The organism is Streptomyces hiroshimensis (genome assembly GCF_014650335.1).
Classification (GTDB): Bacteria; Actinomycetota; Actinomycetes; order Streptomycetales; family Streptomycetaceae; genus Streptomyces; species Streptomyces hiroshimensis.
The window spans coordinates 154,987-177,008 of sequence record NZ_BMUT01000001.1 but is presented as its reverse complement, the minus strand read 5'-3'; the positions used below and the strand labels follow the sequence as shown (position 1 = coordinate 177,008).

Sequence of the window (22,022 nt, the reverse complement as noted above, 5' to 3'; positions counted from 1 at the left end):
CCGCCGGGCTCCATCGCGTTGGCTGATCGCCGCCGCGGCGGCGGAATCACAGGTGCAGGCACCCGTTGGCATTGCGCCGCATCGGACTCAGCCGCGCCTCCACTCCCACCGCCGCGGCGACGATCAGCCAACGCGGCACTCTCCGGCGGTACCGAACCGGCCCGGGCGGGCGCGGGTACGGCACCGCCCGGCTCCGACGCGGGGGTTGTGCGCCGCGGCGGCGGAATCAAGGAGGCCGGCGCCTCATCGCCTCGCGCAAGAGGCCGGGTCCCCTTACAGGCGCCCGCACTCCCACCGCCGCCACGGCGATCAGCCGACGCGGTGCTCTCCGGCGGTGCCGAACCGGCCTGGGTCCGTACGGCACCGCCGCGCTCCGACGCGGGGGCTGCGCGCCGCGGCGGCGGAATCGAGGGGGCGGGCTTCTCCGCGTCGTCGGGGGTCGCGGTCACACGATCACGCCTTCCGGGGTCGTGTCCGGGGGGACCGGACGGAGGGCCGGCGGTACGTGGGCGGTCGGGGGCAGGGACAGGACCGCGCGGGCTATGGCGTCCGCGTCGCCCAGCGTCACCGAGCCGACGCCCGGCCGGATGCCCGCCGCCGTGACCCAGTGCACGGATTCCGTGGGCACCCCGTAGGCGAAGCGGCGCGGGTGGGGCCGGCCGCGGCCGTCGACGACGTGGTACGGGCGCTCGGTGACGGCCAGTCCGCCGGTCTCGTAGCCCGCGCCCGTGGCCGAGGGGATGCGGTAGGTGGTGATCTGATCGGTGTTCAGGAGGTGACGGAGCAGGGGGTCGGCGGTGCGGCGCAGGTCCGGCTCGGGCAGCCGGGCCTCGATCAGTACGCGGGAGCGGACGGGCGGGCCGGGCACGGCCGGGCAGTCGGCGGCGAAGGAGGGACCGGCGGGGCCTGCGACCTCCAGGCGGACGACGGTGCCGGGACCGGTGACCTCCAGGACGCCGGCCTCGATGAGGGCGGCCATCTCCTCGATACGGGAGGCGGGCGGGCCGATGGAGAGGAAGGCGTTGAGGGGGGTGTACCAGCCTTCGAGGTCGTCCCGGTGGGAGTCGCCCTCCAGGCCGCCGTGGTCGACGGCGAGCCGGATCTCGTTGCGCAGGTCGCGCAGGACGTCCAAGGCGGCCTTCAGGGGCCCGCTGACGTTGCCCTCGCGGGCGGCCCGCACGTCCGCGCGCAGATGGTCCAGGAGCCAGGCGCGGAAGTCGGCGCGGCCGGTGAACGCGCGGTCTCCGTACGGTCTGGCGAGGCGCGGCCAGTCCCAGCGGTCGGCGGGGGCGATGCGGAAGGCGTCGAGGAGCTGCGCGCGCTCGTCGTCCTTCTCCAGCGCCAGGAAGCGCTCAGTGAATTCCTCCCGCTCGCCCGCCCGGCCGAGCCGCTCCAGCAGCGTGCCGTAGTAGACGCCCTCCACCTCGCCCGCGATCAGCGGCCACAGGTCGGTGCCGAAGCGCACGGGACCCCCGCGCCGGGCGCGTTCGCGCAGGCCGGCGATGCAGCCGGCGGTGAGCAGCCGGGGCCGGTGGCGGCCGTGGGCGCCCTTCTCGTTCTCGCCACGGGCGTGGTACGGGACGCCGCGCCGGGAGAAGGCGTACAGCCGCGGCTCCGCACCGGACGGGCGGTAGACGACCCGGCCGCCCTCGCGGACGAACGTGCCGCCGCGCCCGGCGCTGAACAGCGCCATGTAGTCGAAGAAGTTCAGGCCCAGGCCGCGCAGCAGGACGGGCTGTCCGGGCGCGATGTGCCCGAGGTCGAGGTCGGCGGGGTTGACGGGCGTGACGTAGTCGAGGTGGTGGATACGGGCCAGCGACGCCGTACGGGCTTCCCGGGCGGACAGCTGCGCGGGCACGTGGCCGAGCGCCATGACGACCGCGTCGAGCCGGTTGAGCCGGGTGCCGTCCTCCAGGCGGATGCCCTGAGGGCCGCCGGTGATGCCTTCGGCGTCGGCCATGGCGACCGCGCGCGAACGGTGGACTTCGACGGTCACGTGCGCGGGGGCGCGGGCGGCGATCCGCCGGAAGCAGGCGTGGAGGTAGCGGCCGTAGAAAGCGCGGGTGGGGTAGGTGTCCGGTCCGAGCGTGCGGGCCTCGGCGAGGGTGCCGGCGTCGGACTCGTCGCCCGCCACGCCCTCGCCGTCCTCCCCGCTCTTCGCGCCGAGCCCGCCCTCCAGGCCATCCCAGCCCTCCGCGCCGAGCCCGCCCGCCACGCCGTCCCCGCTCTCCGCGCCGGCCGCCATGGCGCGCGCCCACTCGTACAGGCTGGGGCCCGGTTCGACCGGGCCCTCGATGCGGGCGCTGTCGTCCGTGTACACGGTGATCTGTGAGGCCACGGTGTTCATCAGCAGGTGGGGCGACTGGTCGGTGCGCCACACGGTGCCCGCGCCGGGGGCGGAGGGGTCGACGACGTGCACGGTCACCGCGGAGTGCGAAGGCGTGGCGCGCTCGTTGGCGCACAGCCGCTCCAGCACGGACAGTCCCCGTGGGCCGGCGCCGACGATGCCGACCTCGATACGGCTGCTGCTGCTCATGCGTATGCTCCTCCGTTCTGAGGGGGCTCCCCGCGGCGGATTCCGCACGCCTTTCATCTGGCCGTCGCCGCACGACGGGGGTCAACGTGCGGCTGCGGGCTCCGTCAGGTCCCTGCCCGTGAGATGACATACCGTCAGCCGCGCCTCTCCGGGCCCCTCCCCCGGCCGTGCGACAGTGGGCCGCATGCGCGCCGCCTACATCACACGGACCGGCCCGCCGGAGGAGATCGTGGTCGGCGAGCTCCCCGCGCCGCGCCCCCGGCCGGGCCCCACCGACGTCCTGGTCGACGTCGCCGCCACGGCCGTCAACCCCGTCGACACGCTGGTCCGCTCCGGGGGCTTCCGGACGGCGCTGCCCTTCCCCTTCGTGATCGGCCGGGACCTGGTGGGGACGGTCGCCGAGGCCGGGCCGGGCGCGCCCGGGTTCACGCCCGGCGACCCGGTGTGGTGCAACAGCCTGGGGCACGGCGGCCGCCAGGGGCCCGCGGCCGAACAGGCCGTCGTCCCCGCCGACCGGCTCTACCCGTTGCCCTCCGGGGCGCGGCCCGAGGACGTCGTCGCGGTCGCCCACCCCGCCGCCACGGCCTACCTCGCGCTGTTCACCCACGGCGGGCTGCGGGCCGGCGCGACCGTGTTCGTCGCCGGGGCCGCGGGGAACGTGGGCAGCGCGCTGGTGGAGCTGGCCGAGTGGGCCGGCGCCCGGGTGGTGGCCACGGCCGCGGCGCGCGACGCGGAGTACGTACGCTCGCTCGGCGCCGCCGAGGTCCTCGACTACGCCGGTCCCGGGCTCGCCGGGCGCATCGCGGCGGCCGCGCCCGGCGGCGTCGACGTGCACGTCGCCACCCACGGCGGGCACGATCTGGACGCCGCCGTCGCGCTGCTGGCCCCGCGCGGCCGGATCGTGCTGCTCGCGGGCGTCGCCGCCCGGCCCGTCCTGCCCGTGGGGCCGCTGTACCAGAAGGGCGGGGCGGTCGTGGGCTTCGCGATCTCCCACGCCTCCACGACCGAACTCGCCGAGGCGGCGGGCGTCGTGGGGCCGCTGGTCGCCACGGGGCGGCTACGGGCGCGGGCCGTCGAGCAACTGCCGCTCACGGCCGCGGCCGAGGCGCACCGCCGCATGGAGAGCGGGGAGCTCCGCGGGCGCCGACTGCTCTTGACGGTCTGACGGCTTGACGGCTTGACGGCTTGAGGGTGCCTGAGGACGCCTGAGGGCCGGCTCCGGGGCCCGTACGGGGGTGCCCGGGACCTGACTCATCCACCGGGACGGCATTGCCCGCGGTGCACGGGCCCGCGCACCCTGGAAGCTATGACTCCCCCATCCACCGGCGCCAACGCCGACGTTGACGCCGCGATCCTCCGGGTGCAGGCCCGCATCCTCGTCGCGGCCTCGCCCGGCACCGTCTACGACACGGTCAGCGATCTCGCCCGCAGCGGCGAGTGGAGCCGCGAGTGCACCGGCGGCAGCTGGGTGTCCGGCACGCCGCGCACGGTCGGCGCCGTCTTCCGCGGCGAGAACCACCGCGGAGCGGACGTCGTGCCCTGGGCGCCGGTCGTCCGCGGCCCCTGGACCACCGAGTCCGAGATCGTGGCCGCCGAGCCGGGGCGGCTGTTCCAGTGGGCCGTCCGCGACAGCGCCGGCCGGCGTCAGGACAGCATCTGGACGTACGAGTTCGAGGCCGCCGGGGACGGCTGTCTGCTCGTCCACCACTACCGGCTCGGCCGGCCCACCGAAGGGCTCGCGAAGATCTTCCGGCAGCTGGGCCCGGACGGGCGGCGGCGGTTCACCGCCGAGTGGAACCGCAAGCTCGCCGACGACGTCGCTGCGGCGCTGTCCCGCATCAAGGACATCGTCGAGCGGACTGCGATCGAGAGGACCGCCGTCGAGCGGACTGCCGTCGAGCGGACCGTCTGACAGGCCCGTGCCGCGAGGGCCGAGAGATGAGGAGAGATGTCGAACCGAGCGGCGCCGTCACGCCCGTGGGCCGAGCGGTGGGACGCCGACGACCCGGGCTTCTGGGCCCGGGGCGGACGGTACGTCGCCCGGCGAAACCTGCTGCTGGCGGCCCTCTGCGGGCACCTGGGACTGTCCGTCCGCGGCATGTGGCCGGTGATCGTGCTGTTCCTGCCCGCGGGCAGCGGGGCGGCGCCCGGGCCCGGTGAGAAGTTCCTGCTGCTCGTCACCCCCGTGGTCGCCGGGGCGGCGCTGCGCCCGGCCGCCGCGCGTGCCCTCGCCCGGCTGGGCGGCCGGGACCACACTGCCGTCACCACGGCCGCCCTGGCCCTGCCCGGGCTCGCCGCCGTGTACGCCCTGCAGCGGCCCGGCGCGCCGCTGTGGCTGCTGCTGGCCGCCGCCGCGACCGCCGGTGCGGGCGACGCCGCCGCGGCCTCCCCGGCCGGGGCCGCCGCCTCCTTCCCCCGGCACGGCCGGGCGCGGGCCCTCGCCCTCGCCACCGTCGGAGGGGACCTCGGGCTCGCCTCCGCCCAGCTCGTCGGATTGCTGGCCGCCACGACCGCGGGCGGCTCCTCCCCCGCCCGGATCGCGGCCGTCCACATTCCGCTGACTCTGCTGGCGGCGCTGGTGGTCGCGCTGCGGATGGACAACTTGCCGGGTGAGGTTGGGGTTGAGGTTACGGAGGCGGAAGCGCGGAGCTGGGCGGGGGCGGGTACAGGGGCGGGGACGGATCCGCACCTGGCGTGGCTGTCGCTGCTGTCCCTCGCCACCGCCGGCTCGTTCACCGGCTACGGGCTCGCCTTCGGGCTGGTGCTGCGGCACGGGTTCGGCGCCTCCGCGCTCGTGGCCCTCGCGTGCGCGCTGCCGGCGACGCTGCTCGGTGCGGCCGCCCGGCCCTGCGGCGGGTGGCTGGCCGGGCGGTGGGGCGGGGCGCGGGTCACGCTGGGGAGCCTGACGGGCATGGCGGTGGGCACGGCCGTGCTCGCCGCGGCGTCGTCGCGGGGGGTCGTGGGGGTGTTCGCCGCCGCGTTCACGGTGCTGATCGTGCTCGGCGGCATCGGTGCCGGGGCCGTCGCCACGGTCGCCCCGGCGGTGTTCGCCGCGCGGGCGGGCGAGGCGATCCTCTCCGGCCAGGACGCGAGGACCGCCTTCGCGGCCGCCCGCCGGCGCACCGTCTTCGCCTCCGGCCTCACCGGCCCGGCCGGCGCGCTCGGGGCTGCCGCGATCGGCTTGTCCCTGGGCGCCGCCTACGACGCGGGCTCGCCGGCCCCCGCCCTGTGGGGCCTCCTCGGCCTCTACGCCTTGTGCGCGGTGGTTACGTGGGCGGTGTACGCCCGCCGCGAGACGGTGCCCGAGGCCCGTCTACTACGCCACCCTGGCCGCGGCCCGGCGATCCCGGACGGGCTCGGATGAGCCACTCCGCCACGACGGCGATCCGGCGACCCCGGTGCGGGCGGCGACGGCGGTCGACCACCACGGTGCGGGTCGGCGGTGCCGGACGGACTGCGGTGGGCTCGGCACCGCCGAACACCGACACGGTGGCTGATCACCACTGCGGCGGAATGAAGAGGCCACAAGCCCCTTCAACCCCCGGCCCCCGCCCGGCGGCCAAGGACACGACCACCGCCCTCCACCCCCGGCCACAGCCGGACCACCAACGGCACCCGCGCCCAAGAAACCGCCGCGACGGCAGCCAACCACCACGGTGCAAACCGGCGGTGCCAGACGGGCCCAGGTGGGCTCGGCACCGCCGAACACCGACACGGTGGCTGATCACCACTGCGGCGGAATGAAGAGGCCACAAGCCCCTTCAACCCCCGGCCCCCGCCCGGCGGCCAAGGCACGACCAACACCCGTCCCACCCGGGGGCGGGCGCCCACGCCCAAGAAACCGCCGCGACGGCGATCAACCACCACGGTCCAGACCGGCGGTGCCGGACGGGCCCAGGAGGGCTCGGCACCGCCGGACAGCGACATCGTGGCTGATCACCGACGCGGCGCATTGAAGAGACCGCCGCCGCGGCGATCAGCCGCCGCCGGCCGGGTCGGCGGTGCCCTACAGGCCAGGTGGGGGCGGGGCGGCAGGCGCCGGCTGTGTTGTCGTGGCGCGGGACAGTTCCGCTTTCAGGTGGGGTACGTCGCGCGCATGGCCGTGCGCTGCCACGTGGCCGTCCGGGCGGATCAGGTAGAAGCCCGGGCGGGGGCAGCGGGTTGCCGGGGTCGTGGGGGCCAAGGGGAGGTGGACCACGCGGACCCGGCGGTGGGCGGCGGCCCACCGGGTCGCCTTCGCCGACCACTCCGGGGGCGTTCCCCCGCACAGGACCAGGACAAGGACCAGTGTCCACGCCGAAGGGTCCGCCTCCGGGCCGCCGATGCCGTAAGTCCGCGCGAGCCCGCGCGGGAACAAGGCCCCCGCCCGTACCCCGCCCGGCAGGCGGCACGCCGCCGGCCGGCCGGGCTCCTGCGTGGCGCGCTGCGGGCGGTACGCGAGGCGGTGGCCGGCCATGACGGGGGCGTAGAAACGCGTGACCGCCCCCGTCCGCTCCAGGAGCCGGAACGCGGTGTCGCGCGCCGCGACGCGCACCCGGCCGTCCGCCATCCAGGCCCGCGTCTGCAGGTCCGTGTCGCACACGATGCGCCGGGTGGCCTCGGCGCGCTCGGGGCCGTAGTCGGCGAGGAGGGAGGCCGGGGAGTCACCGTGGAGCACCGCGGCCAGTTTCCAGGCGAGGTTGTGCGCGTCCTGGAGGCCGTTGTTCATGCCCTGCCCGCCGGCGGGGCTGTGGATGTGCGCGGCGTCGCCGAGGAGGAAGACCCGGCCACGCCGCAGGGCGGTGGCCCGGCGGGCGTGGACACGGAAGACGGCCTGGTGGACGGGCTCGGTGATGCGCACGCCGCCCGGCCCGTACACGCCGCCCGGCCCGCGCGCGTCGAGCAGGGCCTGCACGGCGCGGACGTCGGGGGCGGGCGCCCCAGCGGGCAGGGCAGGCAGGGCGGTCAGGACGCGGAAGACGCCGCCGGGCAGGGGCACGATCACGAGCGTGCCGGACGGCGCCTGGTAGTAGTGGATCTCGCCGGGCGGCAGGGGCCCTTCGACGCGGGTGTCGAGGACGGCGAAGGACATCGGGTACGTGGTGCCTTCGAAGGCCGTCCCGAGCCGGCCGCGAACGGTGCTGCTCGCGCCGTCGGCGCCCAGGAGATAGGGCGTGCGGACGGATTCCCCGCGCCCGTCGGCGTGGCGCAGGAACGCCCGTACGGTGCCCGCCTCCAGGGAGAAGTCCTCCAGCCGCACGCCCCGTTCGACCGTGCCGCCGAGTTCGTGCAGCCGCCGGGTGAGCAGCCGCTCCGTCTCGTGCTGCGGAAGGTTGCGCGCCGCGCAGCCGGCGGGGAAGGCGAAGGCGGCGAGGGGCCGGCCACCGGTGAAGTAGCGGTAGGCGTCGATGCGTACGGACGCGGCGCGCACGTCGCCGCCGATGCCGAGGTCGTCGAGGATGTCGAGCGCGCGGGGCCACAGGGACAGCGCCCTCGGGGTGCACGCGGGGCGCGGGGCGCAGTCGACCAGGCGCACGGGCACGCCGCGGCGCAGGAGTTCGCAGGCGGCGAGGAGCCCGGTGGGACCGGCGCCGGTGACGAGCACGGCGGCGCCGGGTCCCGGGCGGGTCACGGTGTCCGCTCCGCGCTCGCGCCGCCCAGGCTCCGGGCGAGTTCGAGGCGGCGCACCTTCATGGTGGCGGTGCGCGGCAGCGCGGACAGGGGAAGCTGCACGGGCCCGGCGAGCTGCGGCCACTCGGCGGCGGCGGACGCCCAGCGGGCGGGGTCGAGGGGCACGTCGCCCCGGGTGCACACGACGGGGACGGGCTCCTTGCGGGGCCCGGGCACGAGGACGACTTCGGCGAGTTCGGGCAGCCGTTCCATCAGCCGGTCCTCGACCTCGAGGGTGGAGCCGACGGCGGGGAGGACGTCCACTTCGCGGTCGAGCAGGTGCAGGCAGCCGAACCGGGTGCGGTAGCCGACGTCGCCGGTGCGCCACCAGCCGTCGTGCAGCTGGCGCGCGAAGCGCTCGGGTTCGGCGAAGTATCCGGTGGCCCGGCCCGCTGCCCGTACCTCGATGGCGCCGGGTCGCTCGCGCGTGGGGCGCCGCCCGCCGGGGGCGGCCAGGCGCACACGGACGCCGGGCAGGGGCAGGCCCAGGCAGCGGCCGTCGGCCCGGTGGACGGTGCGCGGGGTGTACCAGCGGCCGGAGAGCGGTCCGCACTCACTCTGCCCGTAGAACTGGAAGAACCGCGGGGAGGCGCGGCGGGAGGCGAGCAGCAGCCGGCGCATGGTGGGCGGGTGGAGGGCGTCGAAGGTGGAGCTGAAGTACCGGACGGTGGCGAGGGGTTCGCGCGGGTCGTCCGCCAGCTCCTCCCACGCCATGAAGGAGTTGGGGTGGGTCTCGACGAAGCCGGGGCGGGTGCGGGCGAAGAGGTCCGCGACGTGCGCCGGGTCGGGGTCGCCCACGACGACGAGGGGCATGCCCTTGGGCAGGGCGACGGCGAGCGCCAGGTACATCCGCGAGTGGACGGGGCTGAGGTGTGCCGCGTAGGTCTCGGGCGTACGGATCAGGGCGGCGAGCGTGCGCTGCGGTGCGTACCGGCCGTAGAGGCCGGCCGCCGTGTGCACCACCAGCTTGGGGAGGCCGGTGGTGCCGGAGGTGTGGGTCATCAGCGCGGGGCGATCCGCGGGCAGCAGCACGGGATCGCGGCGCGGCGCACCGGCCAGGGCCGCGAGCGGGGTGCAGCCGGGACGGGCAGGGCCGGTGGTGAGCACCTTGGCGGCGACGTCGGACAGGTCGAGCGGCGCGAGGCACGTACGCAGCTTGTCGTCGTCGGTGAGCAGGTGCGGGCGTTGGGGGCGATGCGGGTGGTGAGGGTGGTTCGGGTGGTTCGGGTGGTTCGGGTGGTGCAGCCGACGCAGCAGGGCGCCGGCCGTGGCGCCGTCGAGCGCCGGGGAGAGCAGGACGGGGACGGCGCCGATGCGGGCGGCGGCGCAGGCCAGCAGGTAGATGTCGAAGTTCGCCGCCTTGTGGACCACGAGGTGCTCGGTGGGGCGTACGCCGGCCGCCCACAGCCGGGCCGCCAAGTCGTCCACGTGCTCGGCGAGCCCGGCGTAGGTCAGCCGGCGGCCCGTGCCGGGCAGAGCGTCGAGGTCGTGGTCGAGCGTGACCGTCACATGGCCGTGCGCGGCGGCCGCCCGTTCCGGGATCAGCCCGAGGCGGAGGCCGCCCTTCACGGAGTTGTTCTCAAGACCGTTCACGAAGCTGTTCATGGCACCGCTCACGAGGCTGTTCACGACGCCGTTCACGAGACCGTTCACACGGCCGTTCATACGGCCGTTCACGAGGTCGTCCATGAGGCGGCGTGCCCCTGCAGCAGGACGGACTCCTCGGCGGTGAGGGTGATGCCGAAGGTGCCGCGCAGGACGGGGCCGACCTCGTCGGGGGCGAGTTCGGTGCGCAGGAGGCGGCCGTCGGCGTAACGGGCGGCGAGGGTGCGGTCGGTGAGCGTGTGACGGAAGTGGTCGTCGCCGCGCTGGGCGATGAGGCGGCCGGTGAAGGGCGAGCGGGGGTGGTGGGAGGTCCAGTAGTGGGCGGCCTCGAAGTCGTCGGGGGCGTGGTGCTCCAAGCGCAGGGAGTAGACGTCGAACCAGCCGTCGGGGTGCAGGGAGCGCAGCACCCACTGCTCCGGGGTGCGGCCGTCCGCCGGTTCGAGGTCCAGGCGCCAGGTCCAGTCGCCGGTGGTCACGGTGGCGCCGGGGGCCAGGGGTACGGGTACGAGGGGGCCTTCGTCGCCGAAGCCGGCGTCGCAGAGCCAGGGGCGGCCGTCCGCCTCGACGACGAGGGTCGCGTGGGAGCGGCGGCGCACGCGGGTGCTGCCGCGGCGGACGCGGGCGAGGTGGCGGACGACGGGGAACCCGAGGCGTTCGAGCACGGCGGCGAAGAGCAGGTTCTGCTCGAAGCAGTAGCCGCCGCGCCCCGCGCCGACCAGCTTGCGCTGGAGCGCGTCGGTGTCGAGCGGCATGTCCCGGCCGAGGAGGACGTCGAGGTTCTCGAAGCTGACGGCGGCGGTGTGGGCGCGCTGGAGGGTGCGGAGCGTCGCGGCGGTCGGCGGAAGGCGGAGGCCGGCGCGACCGGTGGGACCGGTGGGATCGAGGCGATCAGTGAGACCGAGGCGCTCGGTGAGATCGGGGCGCTCGGTGAGATCGGGGCGCTCGGTGAGGCCGGTCCTGGCCAGGTAGGCGTCCAGGTCGAGGGAGGCGGTCTCCCACGCGGGCTCGCCTGCTGCGGGCGGCCGGACAGGGGTGCCCTCGGGGCGCGCCCGTCCGGCGGCGGGGTCGGCGGGCCCTGCGGGGCCCCGGACGACGGCGGTGTTCGGCATGGGCCGCCTGCTCCCTTCTCCCGTGCGGTGTGGTGCGGCGGGTGTCCCGCCTGGCGCATTGCCCTGCGGGACACCGGGCGCCGGACGTTGGATGTCGGACGTTGGCCCTCGGGCCGCGGGGCCGTTCCGGGGGTCTCCCCACGGCCCGGGTGGCTGTCATCCTGGGCGGTCCGCACGGCCGTGCCAACGCGCGGCGCCCGAGTGCGTCAGCCCGCCCGTCAGTGCGTCAGGTCCGCTCCGTGCGGGGCCGGGTGACCTGACAGACGGGCCCCGGGGCGGCGGCGGGCGTCCGTTGGCCGACCTACCCTCGGACCGTCCGGCAGGTCCGGAGGGCCGCCGTTCGCCGCGGCCCGCGCCGGCGTCGCGCCGGGGCCTCCGACGGAGAAGCGGGGACCGACATGACCAAGGTGGTACTGATCTCGGGCAGTCTGCGCGCCGCATCGGTGAACTCGGCGGCGCTCAGGGCCGTACGCCGCATCATCACGCAGACCCGTCCGGCCGCCTCGGTGGTCTCGCTGCCGATCGGCCGGCTGCCGTTCTACAACGGGGACGCGGAAGGCGCGGGGACGACCCCGGCCGTGGCCGCCGCCCGCGCGCTGGTCGCGGGCGCCGACGCCCTGGTGATCGGCACGCCCTGCTACAACGGCGCGGTGCCCGGCGTGCTGAAGAACGCCCTCGACTGGCTCTCCCGCCCGGACGGCGCGAGCCCGCTCACCGGGAGGGTGGCCGCCGTCCTGAGCGCCTCGCCGGGCGGGCGCGGAGGCATCGACGCCCAGCCGGCGCTGCTGGACCTCCTGGACAGCTGCGAGGCGATCACGGTCGAGCACCCTCCCGTGGCCATCCGTTGGGCGCACCAACGGCTCGACGGTGCGGGCGAGATGACCGACGGGGAAGCGGTACGGGCGCTGCGCGAGCTGGTCGACGCCACGTTCGAGGCGGTGGCCATCATGGCGGAACAGCGCAGGCCGACGCGCACCCCGTACGGGGCCGCGCCGCCGCCTCACCCCCTCGACGCCCCGTCGAGAGCCAGCGTCACCTCGTCCAGGAGCTGATGCCAGGCGTCGTTGAGCTCCTTGAGCGCCTCGGACTCCAGGCGCAGGGCGAGTTCACAGTGGTCGATGCCGAACCACTCCAGGTGCCCGAGCAGCCGCCCGGCGGCCGCGTACGCACCGGCACCGACACCGACACCGACACCGACACCGACACCGACACCGACACCAGCATCGCGTGCTTCACCGGACGGCACCGTGTCCAGTTCCTCCAGCAGCTCCTCCGGGACGGCCGTCACCGTGCCGCGGGTCAGCAGCGGGGCGGCGTAGCGCGTGGGCAGGAGCCCGGGGCCGGGGGCGGCCGTCGCGGTCCACAGCAGCCGCTGGGGGCGGGCCCCGCGGGCCGCCAGGGCGTGCCACCGGGGTGCGTTCAGCATCCGCTCGTGCTGTGCGTGGAGCCGCCGGGCGGCCGCGACGGCGGTGGCGCCCCGCATGGCCCTGGCCTCCAAGGTGCCCTCGCGTTCGAGCAGAGCGTCGACGGCGGTGTCGATGCGGCTGACGGGGAAGGAGGCGACCGACGCGAGCGCGGGGAGATGGCGTCCCGCGGCGTGCGCCCGTTCCAGCCCCTCCAGGTAGGCCTCGCCGACCCGGAGGTGGCGGGATGCGGACAGGACGAGGGTGGCGTTGACGTTGATGCCCTCGGCGAGGCAGGCACTCAGGGCCGTGAGGCCGGCGGGGGTGGCGGGGATGCCGAGCATGGCGTTGCGGCGGTCGACGGCGTGCCACAGGGTGCGGGCCTCGGCGAGGGTGGCCTCGCCGTCGTGGGCGAGCCGGGGGTCGAGGCTTACGGAGACGAGCCCGTCGACGCCGGCGGTCGCCTCGTGAACGGGTCGCAGGATGTCGCAGGCCCACCGGATGTCGTGGACGGCCAGGGCCTTGAGGGCCCGCTCGGCGGGGATGCCGCGTTCGGCGAGGTCGCCGAGCTGGCCCGAGTAGTAGGGCCCGCGGGTCAGGGACCGGGCGAGGAACGCCGGGTCGGAGGTGACGCCGGCGATGCGCCCCTGCCGGGCCAGGGCGGCGAGCCTCCCGCTCGCGAGCGGCTGCCGCGCGAGCCCGTCGAGCCACACGGAGACACCGGTCCCGGCCGGCCCGGGTACGGGGTGCGCCGGGGCGGCCACCGCCGTACGGGCGCCCCGGTCCCCGCCTCTCACGGCCTGCCTCTTCCCGCCCCTCGCGGCCTGCCTCTTCCCTCCCTTCACGACCTGCCTCTTCCCGTAGCGCACGACCTGCCGCTTCCCCTGGCGCGGGACAGGCTCGCCCGGGCCGCGGCCGCCACCCGCTCCGGGTTGAGGCCGTGGGGTCCGTAGAGTCCGTACAGGCCGTCGCCCGGGGTACCGGTGCCGAAGTGGTCCAGGCACACGTTCTCGCCGGCGCCGCCCAGGAGCTGGTACCGGCCCACCTCCGCGCCCGCCCCGACCGAGACGGTGGCGGGCGCGCCGGGCGGCAGGACGGCGTCGCGGTAGGCGCTGCTCTGCCGGTGGAACCACGCTGCGCAGGGCATCGACACCACCCGGGTGGCTATGCCCTCGCGCTGCAGGATGCGGCGGGCGTCCAGCGCGGTCGGCACCTCGCCGCCGGAGGCGACGAGGACGACGTCGGGGGCCGCGGCGGCCAGGTCGGCGTCGTGGGCCTCGGCGAGGACGTAGCCGCCGCGGGCGGCCCCGTCGCCGCCCGCGGCGACGGGGACTTCGGTGATCTGGGCGGGGTTCATGCGACGGGCACCTCCGGAGCGAGAGCGGCGAGCAGGCTGCCCACAATGCGGGGTCCTCCTTGAGTAAGGACGGATTCCGCATGGAACTGCATGGAGGCGAAGCGGGGCCCGCGCAGCGCGTGCACCTCTCCGGTGTGCGGATCGCGGCTGACGCCGACCGTGCCGATGCCCTCCACGTCCACGCAGTCGCGGTCGCTGCGGGCGGCGAAGGTGTTGTAGAAGCCGACGCGCTCCCGGTTGCCGAAGAGGTCGATCTCGCGCTGGACGCCCTGGTTGGGGACGTCCCGGCGGACGAGCTCGAAGCCGAGGGCGAGGGAGAGCACCTGGTGGCTGAGGCAGACGGCAAGGAACGGCCGCCGCTCGTCCAGGAGGGCGCGGACGGCGCCCCGCAGGTGGGCGATCTTGGGGTGGCGGCCGTCGCGCGGATCGCCGGGGCCGGGCCCCATCACGACGAGGTCGTGCCCGTCGAAGACGTACGGCTCGTCGAAGCGCCGGACCGTCACCGTCAGCCCCATGGCGCGCAGCTGATGCCCGATCATGGAGGTGAAGGTGTCCTCCGCGTCGACGACGAGGACGCGCCGCCCGGCCAGGCCGGGCGCGGTGAGCTCCCGGTCGGCCTCCTGGGCGAGCCAGAAGCCGGCGATGCTGTCGTTGCGCTGTTCCAGGGCGGCGCGGACGCTCGGGTGGCCGCCGAACCGGGCGGCGCCGCCGGACTCCAGGGCGGAGATCAGCCCGGCGGCCTTGGCGCGGGTCTCGGCGACCTCGGAGGCGGGGTCGGAGTGGCGCACGAGGGTGGCCCCCACCCCGATCCGTACGCCCCCGGTGCGGTCGATGTCCGCGGTGCGGATGAGGATCGAGGAGTCCAGGGTGCGCTCGCCGCGCGCGTCGCGCCCGACGAGGGCGAGGATGCCGCTGTAGTAGCCGCGGCCCCGGGGCTCGTAGCGGTCGATGACGCGGCAGGCGCTCTCCAGCGGGCTGCCGGTGACGGTCGGCGCGAACATCGTCTCGCGCAGGATCTCGCGCGGATCGCGGTCGGTGGTGCCCTCGATGAAGTACTCGGTGTGGGCGAGGCGCGCCATCTCCTTGAGGTAGGGGCCCACGACGCGGCCGCCGCCCGCGCAGATGCGGGCCATCATCTTCAGCTCCTCGTCGACGACCATGTACAGCTCGTCGGCCTCCTTGCGGTCGGCGAGGAAGTCCATGACCTCGGGCAGGCTGGGACCGGCGGCGGGGTAGCGGTATGTGCCGCTGATGGGGTTCATCACGGCGGTGCCGCCGTGGACGCTGATGTGGCGCTCGGGCGTGGCGCCCACGAACGTGCGCTCGCCCGTGTGCACGACGAAGGTCCAGTAGGCGCCGGACTCGCGCTCCAGCAGGCGGCGGAAGAAGGTCAGGGCGTGGGCGGGCGTGTAGCCGTCGATGCCGGCGAGGAAGAAGCGCTTGATGACGAAGTTCGCGCCCTCGCCCTCGCCGATCTCGTCGGCGACGACCCGGCGGACCGTGTCCGCGTACGCCTCGTCGTCCATGTCGAAGTGCCCGCCGGACAGGGTGATCGGCGTCTCGGGGATCCGGGCGAGGAGCTCGGCGAGGGGCAGGACGGCCTGGTCGGTGACGGTCATGGCCAGCAGCGGCGCGCCGTCGTCGGCGCCGCGGAAGCCTCGTTCGGCGATCTGGCGGTACGGGACGATCGCCAGGACGTCGTGCGAGGCGCCGCGGGGCGCCGTCCCGGTGGGCGCGTCCTCCAGCGGGATCGCCGCCAGGGACTCCGGCCGGGAGATCTCGCCGAGGAGGAGTTCGACGGCGCCCGGTCCGGTGGACTCGGGGCGGTGGAGGAGGGCGAAGGCGGGCGGCCGGGGGCCCAGCACCCGGGCGAGCAGGTCGCCGGCGGCGTTCGCGGTCATGTCGTCGGTCGTGTTCGCAGTGGCATTCACGGTCGGGTCCGGTCCTTTCCGGTCGGTGTTCATACCGCCGCTCCCCGCACCGCGAGGGTGTCCGCCGGGCGGTCCCCGCCCTGCAGCCGGCCCAGCATGTCCTTGGTGGTGGTGACCACGGCGCAACGCGCCGCCGCGTACTCCAGGGCGAGGCGGTGGTACGCGGCGGAGAAGTCGGCTACGGCGTCCGCGACCAGGAACGGGCGGATGTCGTTGGTGAACGCGTCGACGGCGCTCATCAGCACGCCGACGTGTGCGTACACCCCGCAGACGATCAGCTGGTCGCGGCCGTTGGCACGCATCCGCCCGAGCAGGTCGGAGCGGAAGAAGGCGCTGTAGCGCCACTTGGTGAAGACCCAGTCCCCCGGGGCCGGGGAGAGCGGCTCGACGACGCGCCGGTCGGCGGGGTCGACGCGCATCCCCGGGCCCCAGAAGTCCTTGAGCAGGCCGCGCTGTTCGTCGTCCATGCCGCCGGGCTGGGCCGTGTAGGCGACGGGGATGCCGAGTGCGGCCGCGGTCTCGCGCAGCAGGGCCGCGTTGGCGACCAGTTCCTCGCGCAGTTGCTCCGGCAGGGGACCGAGGAAGTAGCGCTGCATGTCGTGGATCAGCAGCACGGCACGGGCCGGGTCGGCGCCCCAGCGGGCGGTGTTCTCGGGCAGGTCGCCCGCGGCCGGCATCGGGTAGGGCTCGATGGGGGGAATTCCTGCCATGGCGGATCAGCCCTCCCAGGCCGAGACGACGGAGATGGCCTGCTGCGGATTGAGCCGGGGGTCGCAGAAGCTCGTGTACTTGTCGCCCACGTGGTCGAGTTCGGACTCGTTGCGGACGCACTCGGTGACGTGCTCGGGCGTGGTCTCCAGGTGCAGGCCGCCCGCGACGCCGCCGGAGCGGCGCACCGCGCACTGGAAGTCCCGGACCTCGCGGATCACCGTGTCCAGCAGGCGGGTCTTGAGGCCGTCGGGCGCGGTGAGCGTGTTGCCGTGCATGGGGTCGCTCAGCCAGATGACGGGGTGCCCGGCGTCGCGCACGGCCGCCACGAGCGGGGGCAGCTTCTCGCCGACCTTGTCGGCGCCCATGCGGGCGATGAGGGTCAGCCGCCCGTGCTCGCGCCCGGGGTCGAGGAGCTCGCACAGGGCCAGGATCTCGTCCGTGGTCGTCGAGGGACCGACCTTGCAGGCCACGGGGTTGGCGACGGCCGCCAGCAGGGCCACGTGCGCGCCGTCCGCGCGGCGGGTCCGCTCGCCGATCCAGGGCCAGTGCGTGGAGGTGAGCAGGGGACGGCCGTCCTCGCCCGGACGGACCATGGGCAGTTCGTAGTCGAGCAGGAGCGCCTCGTGGCTGGTCCACACCGGCGGGCAGACGCCCGAGCGGCGGGACGGGTCCAGCCAGCCGAGGTGCGTCATGGCCTCGCCGGCCGCGAGGTAGCCGGAGAGCAGGCGCTGCGGGTCGGGGCGGCGGCGCTCCGGGTGGGGCTCGGGGGTGTTGACCATGTGACCGCGGTAGACGGGCAGTTCGGCTCCTGCGACGCACTCGGTGGCGCTGGAGCGCGGCTTGGCGAACTGCCCGGCCATACGGCCCGCGCGGACCACCGGCTTGTGGGCGACCATCTTCAGGACCCCGGCCAGGACGTCCAGGAGGCCGGCCTTGCGGGCGACGTAGCCCGAGGTGCACTCCGCGGGGTCCTCGGCGCAGTCGCCCGCCTGGATCACCTGGGCGGCGCCGCGGGCCACCTCGGCGAGGTGGTGGCGCAGGGTCCGTGCGTCGTCGGCGCGGACGAGCGCCGGGCGGCGGGACAGCTCCTCGCGGACCCGGCGCACCTGGGGGGCGTCGCCCCAGTCGGGCTGCTGGAGGGCCGGTTTGTCCTGGACGTCGAGCAGAGCGTCGGTCATGGGTGTCTCCAAAAAACACTTAAGTGACTGCTCTTGAGAACAAGCAAGCAAGCGAGCGAGCAAGCAGGGCAAAGCAACGGTCGTGCCGGGATCGGGTGGTGGCGGCTCCCTGGGTGGCTGGTGCAGGTGGGCCGGCGGCGGGCCGCTTCGGCGCAGAGCACGGTACGGTTCTCGATCGTCCGCGGCGCCCTCCGTTCCGCCAACGCCGCCCCGCTCACTCCGTCAGATGGGGTCCGACTCCATCAGATGGCTGTCAAGTCTTCGTTCGCGCCAAGTTGACGGAGTACCGGCGGACTGCTCGGCAGCGCCCCCGGACCGGACTTACGGTCGTTACCTCTGCCCTATGCATGTCCGCGGCCATCCGGAGAGGGGGCGACCCTGCCATGGGAGAGGGCACGGTGACGTCTGGTGGTGAGGTCCTGCGGGAACTCCTCGCCGAAGGGGTCTCCCCCTGGCTCGACGGCCTGCGCCGCTCGCTCCTCGCCTCCGGTGCGCTCGCCCGGCTCGTCGCCGCGGGCGAGGTGCGGGGGGCCACGTCCGACCCCGGGGCGCTCGCGGCCGAGGTCGCGAGGGGCACCGCCTACGGGCAGCAGCTTTCCCATCTCGCGTGCCGGTCCGTTCCTCCGGCCACGGCCGTTCAGGCGCTGTGTGCCTACGACCTGCGGGCCGCTTGCGACGAGCTGCGGCCGGTTTTCGCCTCCACGCAAGGACTCGACGGACACGTGTCCATGGGGCTGGACCCCCGGCCGGCCGGTGCCGCGCGGGTCACGGCCGCCACCTTCGCCGACGCCGCGGCCGCCTTGCACCGGGCCGCCTGCCGCCCCAACGCGCTCGTGAAGATCCCCGCCACCGACGAGGGACTCGCCGCGGCCCGCGCGTGCCTGGCCCGCGGGATCGGCGTGCACGTCACGGACGTCTTCTCCCTGCGCCGCTACGAACAGGTCGTGGACGTGTGGTTCGACGGCCTGGAGCGGGCCCGGGCCGCCGGCCTGGACCTGTCGGCGATCCCGTCGCTCGCGTCGCTGCCCGTGGCCCGGATCGACGCCGCCGTCGACGCCCTGCTGCGGGCGGGGGGCGCGGCGATGCCGGGGATACGGGGCACCGCCGCCCTCGCCCTCGCCCGGCTCGTGTACCGGCGCTACGAGGAGGGGCTGGGCAGCGCGCGCTGGCGGGTCCTCGCCGCGGCCGGGGCCCGGCCGCAGCGGGTGATGTGGTCCGTCGGCTCCCCCGTGGAGGCGGTGCCGCGCGGTGTGCCGTACGTGGAGTCGCTCGTGGCCTGGGGCACCGTCAGCGCGATGTCCGAGGCCACGCTGGCTGCGGCGGGGCGGCGGGGGCGGCTGCGGGGGGACACGCTGACGGGGCAGGAGAGGGCGGCGCGGGAGGCCGTGGTGCGGCTGGAGGGGCTGGGGGTGTCGTTCGACGAGGTGGCGGGGAGGCTGGAGGCGGAGAGCGGGGAGCGGGTGGGGGGTTCTTGGCGGGCGCTGCGGGGGGCGGTGACCGAGCGGTTGCTCGGAGGGCCGGGAGGGTGAGCGGGCCCGCCCCTCCCGTCCGTCCGCCCCTCGTCGCTTTGTCAGATACTCACCCTGTCCCTCGTCCCGTGCCGGTCCGGGAAGTCCGTTCCCGTCAGGGCCGTGAGGGGGGCCGCCTTCACCGCCGTCTCCTCGTATTCCTCCTCCGGGTCGGAGAGGGCGATGATCGCGCCGCCCACCCCGTACCGCACCCGGTCCACCGTGACCACGGCCGTGCGGATGACCACGCTCAGGTCCACCGCGCCGCTGAGCGAGAAGTAGCCGATCGCGCCGGAGTAGACGCCGCGCGGGCCCTGCTCCAGGCGTTCGATGATCTGCATCGTGCGGATCTTGGGCGCGCCCGTCATCGAGCCCGGCGGGAAGGCCGCCCGGACGCAGTCCACCGGCGAGCGGTCCGGGCGCAGCGTGGCCCGTACGGTGCTGACCAGTTGGTGGGCCTTGGCGTAGCTCTCGACGCGGAAGACGTCCTTCGCCTCGACGGAGCCGACCTGCGCGCAGCGGCCGAGGTCGTTGCGGACCAGGTCCACGATCATCAGGTTCTCCGCCCGGTCCTTCTCGCTGGCGGCCAGGTCCGCGGCCAGCAGCGCGTCCTGCTGCGGGGTCGCGCCGCGCGGGCGGGTGCCCTTGATCGGACTCGACTCGGCCCGGCCCTCCCGGTCGATGCGCAGGAACCGCTCGGGTGAGGTGCTGAGGACCGAGAGGCCGTCGAAGGACAGGAGGGCGCCGAAGGGGGCGGGGCTGGTGCGGCGCAGGAAGCGGTAGCCCGCCCAGGGGTCCAGGGTGCCGGTGGCCTCGGCCATGTTGGTCAGGCAGACCTCGTAGGTCTCCCCTGCCGCGATCTGTTCCCGGCACGCGTTGATGAGTCGGAGGTAGGCGTCGCGGTCGTGGCGCAGGTGCAGTGCGCCCAGGGCGCCGGGGCGGCCTGCGGGAAAGGGCCGCAGTCCGGCGAGGGCAGAGAGCTTGCGGGCGGTGGCGTCGAGCCACGAGCGGGCCGCGGACTCGTCGCCGTCCTCGGTGAGTGCGAGGAGGTGGGTGGTGCCGGTCGCGTGGTCGAGGACCAGGGCCCGGTCGGCGAAGACCATGGTGGCGTCCGGCTCGTCGGATCGGTGGCCCGGCTCGCCGCCGCATTCGGCCTTCAGCCCGTAGCCGAGGTAGCCCACCCAGCCGAGTGCGAAACCGCAGGGCAGGGCGGGGGTTTCGGTGCGGGTGGCGCACAGGTCGCGGGCGAGCCAGTCCAGGAACCCTCCCGTGACGACCTCGGTGGCGTGCCGGGAGCGGACGATGACGGTGCTGCTGTCGACGTCGGCGCAGGCGATCCGGGCGAGCGGCCCGGAGGCGTCCCCCATGACGGAGAACCTGCCGTTGCTCCCGTCGCGCCTGCTGCTGTCGAGCCAGTAGGCGTGCGGGCCCCGGCGGAAGAGGCGGTCGAAGACGACCTCGTCGTCCCAGTGCGTCGGCAGGGCCGCGGTGAGGACCTGCAGGGTGCGCCGGGGCGACTGCTCTTCGGGCGTGGCTTCGGACGTCTCTCCGGGCGTTGCCTCGGGCGTCCTCACCGTTGTGGCGAAGGGCCTCGTGTGCTTGCGCCGTACGCCGTGACGCTCCGACATCCGGCGGAAATTGTCCAGAATGCGGTGCCCGTAGGCGCTGCCGACCGACTCGGGATGGAACTGCACCCCCCACAGCGGCAGTTCACGGTGGCGCAAGCCCATGATCGTGCCGTCGGCGGTGCGGGCCGTCACCTCCAGGGACGCGGGCGGGCGGCCGACGGCCAGCGAGTGGTAGCGCACGGCCGTCAAAGGGGACGGCAGTCCCTCGAAGAGGCCGGTGCCTCCGTGGAGGACGGGCGAGACCCGGCCGTGGCGCGGCTCCGGCGCCCGGCAGACTTCGCCTCCGTACACCACGGCGATGCCCTGGTGGCCCAGGCAGACGCCCAGGGTGGGCAGGGTGCCGTGGCGCAGGATATCGGCGCAGATTCCGAAATCCGCCTCGCGTTCCGGGGTGCCGGGTCCGGGCGAGAGGACGACATTGCCGAATTCCGCGAGCCGGCCGGTTTTCCAGAAAGGGTCGTCGTTGGTGACGACTTCCGGTTCCCGGCCGTTGACTTCGGCCAGATAGTGGAACAGGTTGTAAGTGAACGAGTCGTAGTTGTCGACCAATAACGTACGCACGAATCCCCCGTCTCGGCGTTATCTGACGACTTCCGGGCAGCGGGCGGAATCGCCCGCCGGGATCACCTCCAGCAGCATGTGCTCGACTTCGTGTTCGCCTTCCCTTACGACGGTGCGGCGCACCACGTCCAGCCGGCGGCCGCAGCGGCCGGCGATGCGGTGCAGGGCGGGCACGTCCCCCCGGCTGCTGAAGTGCAGCAAGACCGTGCCGCCCGGGGCGAGCAGGCCGGGCGCTCCTTCCAGGAAGCGGCGGTGCGCCGCATAGCCGGGGTCGACGTAGGCCCGCTCGTGCATGGTCCGGGGCTGGTACTCCACCGGTGCCAGCACGTAATTGGAGGACCAGAAGACCGTGTCGAACCTCTCTCCCGGATCCAGCTGGTCGAAGAGGTCGCTGTGGAATGCGCGGACCCTGCCGGACACGCCGTGCCGGGCCGCGTTCATCGAGGTGTTCAGCACCGCGGCGGGATTGATGTCGGCGGCGACCACCCGGGCACAGCCCGACAGGGCGGCGGCGACCGCCACGACACCGGTGCCGCTGCCCATCTCCAGCAGCGACCCCGGGCGCAGGGCGCCCGGCGCTCCGGAATACCCCCGGGGGCCCGCCTCTCCGGACGTCTCGGCGAGGCCGAGGAAGTCCAGCGCTATTCCCGTCGCCGGAGAGTAAATCGGAGCGAATACCTCCGGTAGGAGGTCCCACTCACGGCCGCACATCGTGAAAACAGCCGGCCGGTCCTCCCGCACGAGCGCCTGACGACTGCGCTCGAGCGAGAGCCTGTAGTCGCGTACCCCCGTCATACCGAGCCCCCTGAGTCGGCGACAACTCCCGGCTGCGTGCCGGGCGTTCAT

At 74.9% G+C, this 22,022-nt stretch carries 16 protein-coding genes; 5 read left to right on the top strand and 11 right to left on the bottom strand.

Annotated elements, in window-relative coordinates:
• Positions 1–445 precede the first annotated feature (445 nt).
• A complete protein-coding gene (locus IE241_RS00710; protein ID WP_190019579.1) occupies positions 446–2,536 on the bottom strand; it encodes an FAD/NAD(P)-binding protein in 2,091 nt (696 codons plus the stop codon).
• A 184-nt stretch (positions 2,537–2,720) separates the two neighbouring features.
• On the opposite strand from IE241_RS00710, the gene IE241_RS00705 reads away from it, so the two are divergent.
• From IE241_RS00705 to IE241_RS00695, 3 genes are all read left to right on the top strand, one after another.
• A complete protein-coding gene (locus IE241_RS00705; protein WP_190019578.1) occupies positions 2,721–3,701 on the top strand; it encodes an NADPH:quinone reductase in 981 nt (326 codons plus the stop codon).
• Positions 3,702–3,842: 141 nt separating this feature from the next.
• The gene (locus tag IE241_RS00700) at positions 3,843–4,448 is read left to right on the top strand and encodes an SRPBCC family protein (protein ID WP_190019577.1); all 606 of its coding nucleotides are present in this window, start codon (positions 3,843–3,845) and stop codon (positions 4,446–4,448) included.
• Positions 4,449–4,484: 36 nt separating this feature from the next.
• Positions 4,485–5,900, top strand: a complete 1,416-nt coding sequence (locus tag IE241_RS00695; protein WP_190019576.1) for an MFS transporter — start codon at positions 4,485–4,487, stop codon at positions 5,898–5,900.
• 642 nt (positions 5,901–6,542) lie between these two features.
• Here the strand turns inward: IE241_RS00695 and IE241_RS00690 are convergent.
• From IE241_RS00690 to IE241_RS00680, 3 genes are all read right to left on the bottom strand, one after another.
• Positions 6,543–8,147 (bottom strand): FAD-dependent oxidoreductase, encoded by a 1,605-nt coding sequence (locus IE241_RS00690; RefSeq protein WP_190019575.1) that lies wholly within the window; start codon positions 8,145–8,147, stop codon positions 6,543–6,545.
• The gene (locus IE241_RS00685; protein ID WP_190020376.1) at positions 8,144–9,790 is read right to left on the bottom strand and encodes a class I adenylate-forming enzyme family protein; all 1,647 of its coding nucleotides are present in this window, start codon (positions 9,788–9,790) and stop codon (positions 8,144–8,146) included. The genes IE241_RS00690 and IE241_RS00685 overlap by 4 nt, the downstream gene beginning before the upstream one ends.
• Positions 9,791–9,858: 68 nt before the next feature.
• Positions 9,859–10,899, bottom strand: a complete 1,041-nt coding sequence (locus IE241_RS00680) for an arylamine N-acetyltransferase family protein (protein ID WP_190019574.1) — start codon at positions 10,897–10,899, stop codon at positions 9,859–9,861.
• A gap of 398 nt (positions 10,900–11,297) precedes the next feature.
• Between IE241_RS00680 and IE241_RS00675 the strand changes: the two genes are divergently transcribed.
• Positions 11,298–11,951, top strand: a complete 654-nt coding sequence (locus IE241_RS00675) for an NADPH-dependent FMN reductase (RefSeq protein ID WP_190019573.1) — start codon at positions 11,298–11,300, stop codon at positions 11,949–11,951.
• Here IE241_RS00675 and IE241_RS00670 read toward each other — a convergent pair.
• Genes IE241_RS00670 through IE241_RS00650 form a run of 5 tightly spaced genes read right to left on the bottom strand, consistent with a single transcriptional unit; the run spans position 11,900 to position 17,479 of the window.
• Positions 11,900–13,099 (bottom strand): transaldolase family protein, encoded by a 1,200-nt coding sequence (locus IE241_RS00670; protein WP_190019572.1) that lies wholly within the window; start codon positions 13,097–13,099, stop codon positions 11,900–11,902. The two genes, IE241_RS00675 and IE241_RS00670, sit on opposite strands and share 52 nt — an antisense overlap.
• Before the next feature lie 44 nt (positions 13,100–13,143).
• Complete coding sequence (locus IE241_RS00665) at positions 13,144–13,659, bottom strand: transketolase-like TK C-terminal-containing protein (protein WP_190019571.1); 516 nt, start codon at positions 13,657–13,659, stop codon at positions 13,144–13,146.
• Positions 13,656–15,560, bottom strand: coding sequence for an anthranilate synthase family protein (locus IE241_RS00660; RefSeq protein WP_190020375.1), 1,905 nt, complete (start codon positions 15,558–15,560; stop codon positions 13,656–13,658). Before IE241_RS00660 ends, IE241_RS00665 begins: the two co-directional genes overlap by 4 nt.
• A 59-nt stretch (positions 15,561–15,619) precedes the next feature.
• Positions 15,620–16,300, bottom strand: a complete 681-nt coding sequence (locus tag IE241_RS00655; RefSeq protein ID WP_190019570.1) for an isochorismatase family protein — start codon at positions 16,298–16,300, stop codon at positions 15,620–15,622.
• Positions 16,301–16,306: 6 nt separating this feature from the next.
• Positions 16,307–17,479, bottom strand: coding sequence for a 3-deoxy-7-phosphoheptulonate synthase (locus IE241_RS00650; protein WP_190019569.1), 1,173 nt, complete (start codon positions 17,477–17,479; stop codon positions 16,307–16,309).
• A gap of 383 nt (positions 17,480–17,862) precedes the next feature.
• On the opposite strand from IE241_RS00650, the gene IE241_RS00645 reads away from it, so the two are divergent.
• Positions 17,863–19,008 carry a transaldolase family protein gene (locus tag IE241_RS00645; protein ID WP_190019568.1) on the top strand — a complete coding sequence of 382 codons (1,146 nt, stop codon included), beginning with the start codon at positions 17,863–17,865 and terminating at the stop codon, positions 19,006–19,008.
• Between the two features lie 41 nt (positions 19,009–19,049).
• Here IE241_RS00645 and pabB read toward each other — a convergent pair whose 3' ends face one another.
• Both pabB and IE241_RS00635 read right to left on the bottom strand, forming a co-directional pair.
• Entirely contained in the window at positions 19,050–21,176 is a 2,127-nt protein-coding gene (pabB, locus tag IE241_RS00640; RefSeq protein ID WP_190019567.1) for an aminodeoxychorismate synthase component I, read from the bottom strand.
• Between the two features lie 18 nt (positions 21,177–21,194).
• Positions 21,195–21,971, bottom strand: coding sequence for a methyltransferase domain-containing protein (locus IE241_RS00635; protein ID WP_190019566.1), 777 nt, complete (start codon positions 21,969–21,971; stop codon positions 21,195–21,197).
• Between the last annotated feature and the right edge of the window lie 51 nt (positions 21,972–22,022).

What these genes read in the sequence shown, in the direction of transcription:
- IE241_RS00710 (WP_190019579.1), bottom strand. Translation starts at nt 2,536, where the DNA reads ATGAGCAGCAGCAGCCGTATCGAGGTCGGCATCGTCGGCGCCGGCCCA.
- IE241_RS00705 (WP_190019578.1), top strand. Translation starts at nt 2,721, where the DNA reads ATGCGCGCCGCCTACATCACACGGACCGGCCCGCCGGAGGAGATCGTG.
- IE241_RS00700 (WP_190019577.1), top strand. Translation starts at nt 3,843, where the DNA reads ATGACTCCCCCATCCACCGGCGCCAACGCCGACGTTGACGCCGCGATC.
- IE241_RS00695 (WP_190019576.1), top strand. Translation starts at nt 4,485, where the DNA reads ATGTCGAACCGAGCGGCGCCGTCACGCCCGTGGGCCGAGCGGTGGGAC.
- IE241_RS00685 (WP_190020376.1), bottom strand. Translation starts at nt 9,790, where the DNA reads ATGAACAGCTTCGTGAACGGTCTTGAGAACAACTCCGTGAAGGGCGGC.
- IE241_RS00680 (WP_190019574.1), bottom strand. Translation starts at nt 10,899, where the DNA reads ATGCCGAACACCGCCGTCGTCCGGGGCCCCGCAGGGCCCGCCGACCCC.
- IE241_RS00675 (WP_190019573.1), top strand. Translation starts at nt 11,298, where the DNA reads ATGACCAAGGTGGTACTGATCTCGGGCAGTCTGCGCGCCGCATCGGTG.
- IE241_RS00665 (WP_190019571.1), bottom strand. Translation starts at nt 13,659, where the DNA reads ATGAACCCCGCCCAGATCACCGAAGTCCCCGTCGCCGCGGGCGGCGAC.
- IE241_RS00660 (WP_190020375.1), bottom strand. Translation starts at nt 15,560, where the DNA reads ATGACCGCGAACGCCGCCGGCGACCTGCTCGCCCGGGTGCTGGGCCCC.
- IE241_RS00655 (WP_190019570.1), bottom strand. Translation starts at nt 16,300, where the DNA reads ATGGCAGGAATTCCCCCCATCGAGCCCTACCCGATGCCGGCCGCGGGC.
- IE241_RS00650 (WP_190019569.1), bottom strand. Translation starts at nt 17,479, where the DNA reads ATGACCGACGCTCTGCTCGACGTCCAGGACAAACCGGCCCTCCAGCAG.
- IE241_RS00645 (WP_190019568.1), top strand. Translation starts at nt 17,863, where the DNA reads ATGGGAGAGGGCACGGTGACGTCTGGTGGTGAGGTCCTGCGGGAACTC.
- IE241_RS00635 (WP_190019566.1), bottom strand. Translation starts at nt 21,971, where the DNA reads ATGACGGGGGTACGCGACTACAGGCTCTCGCTCGAGCGCAGTCGTCAG.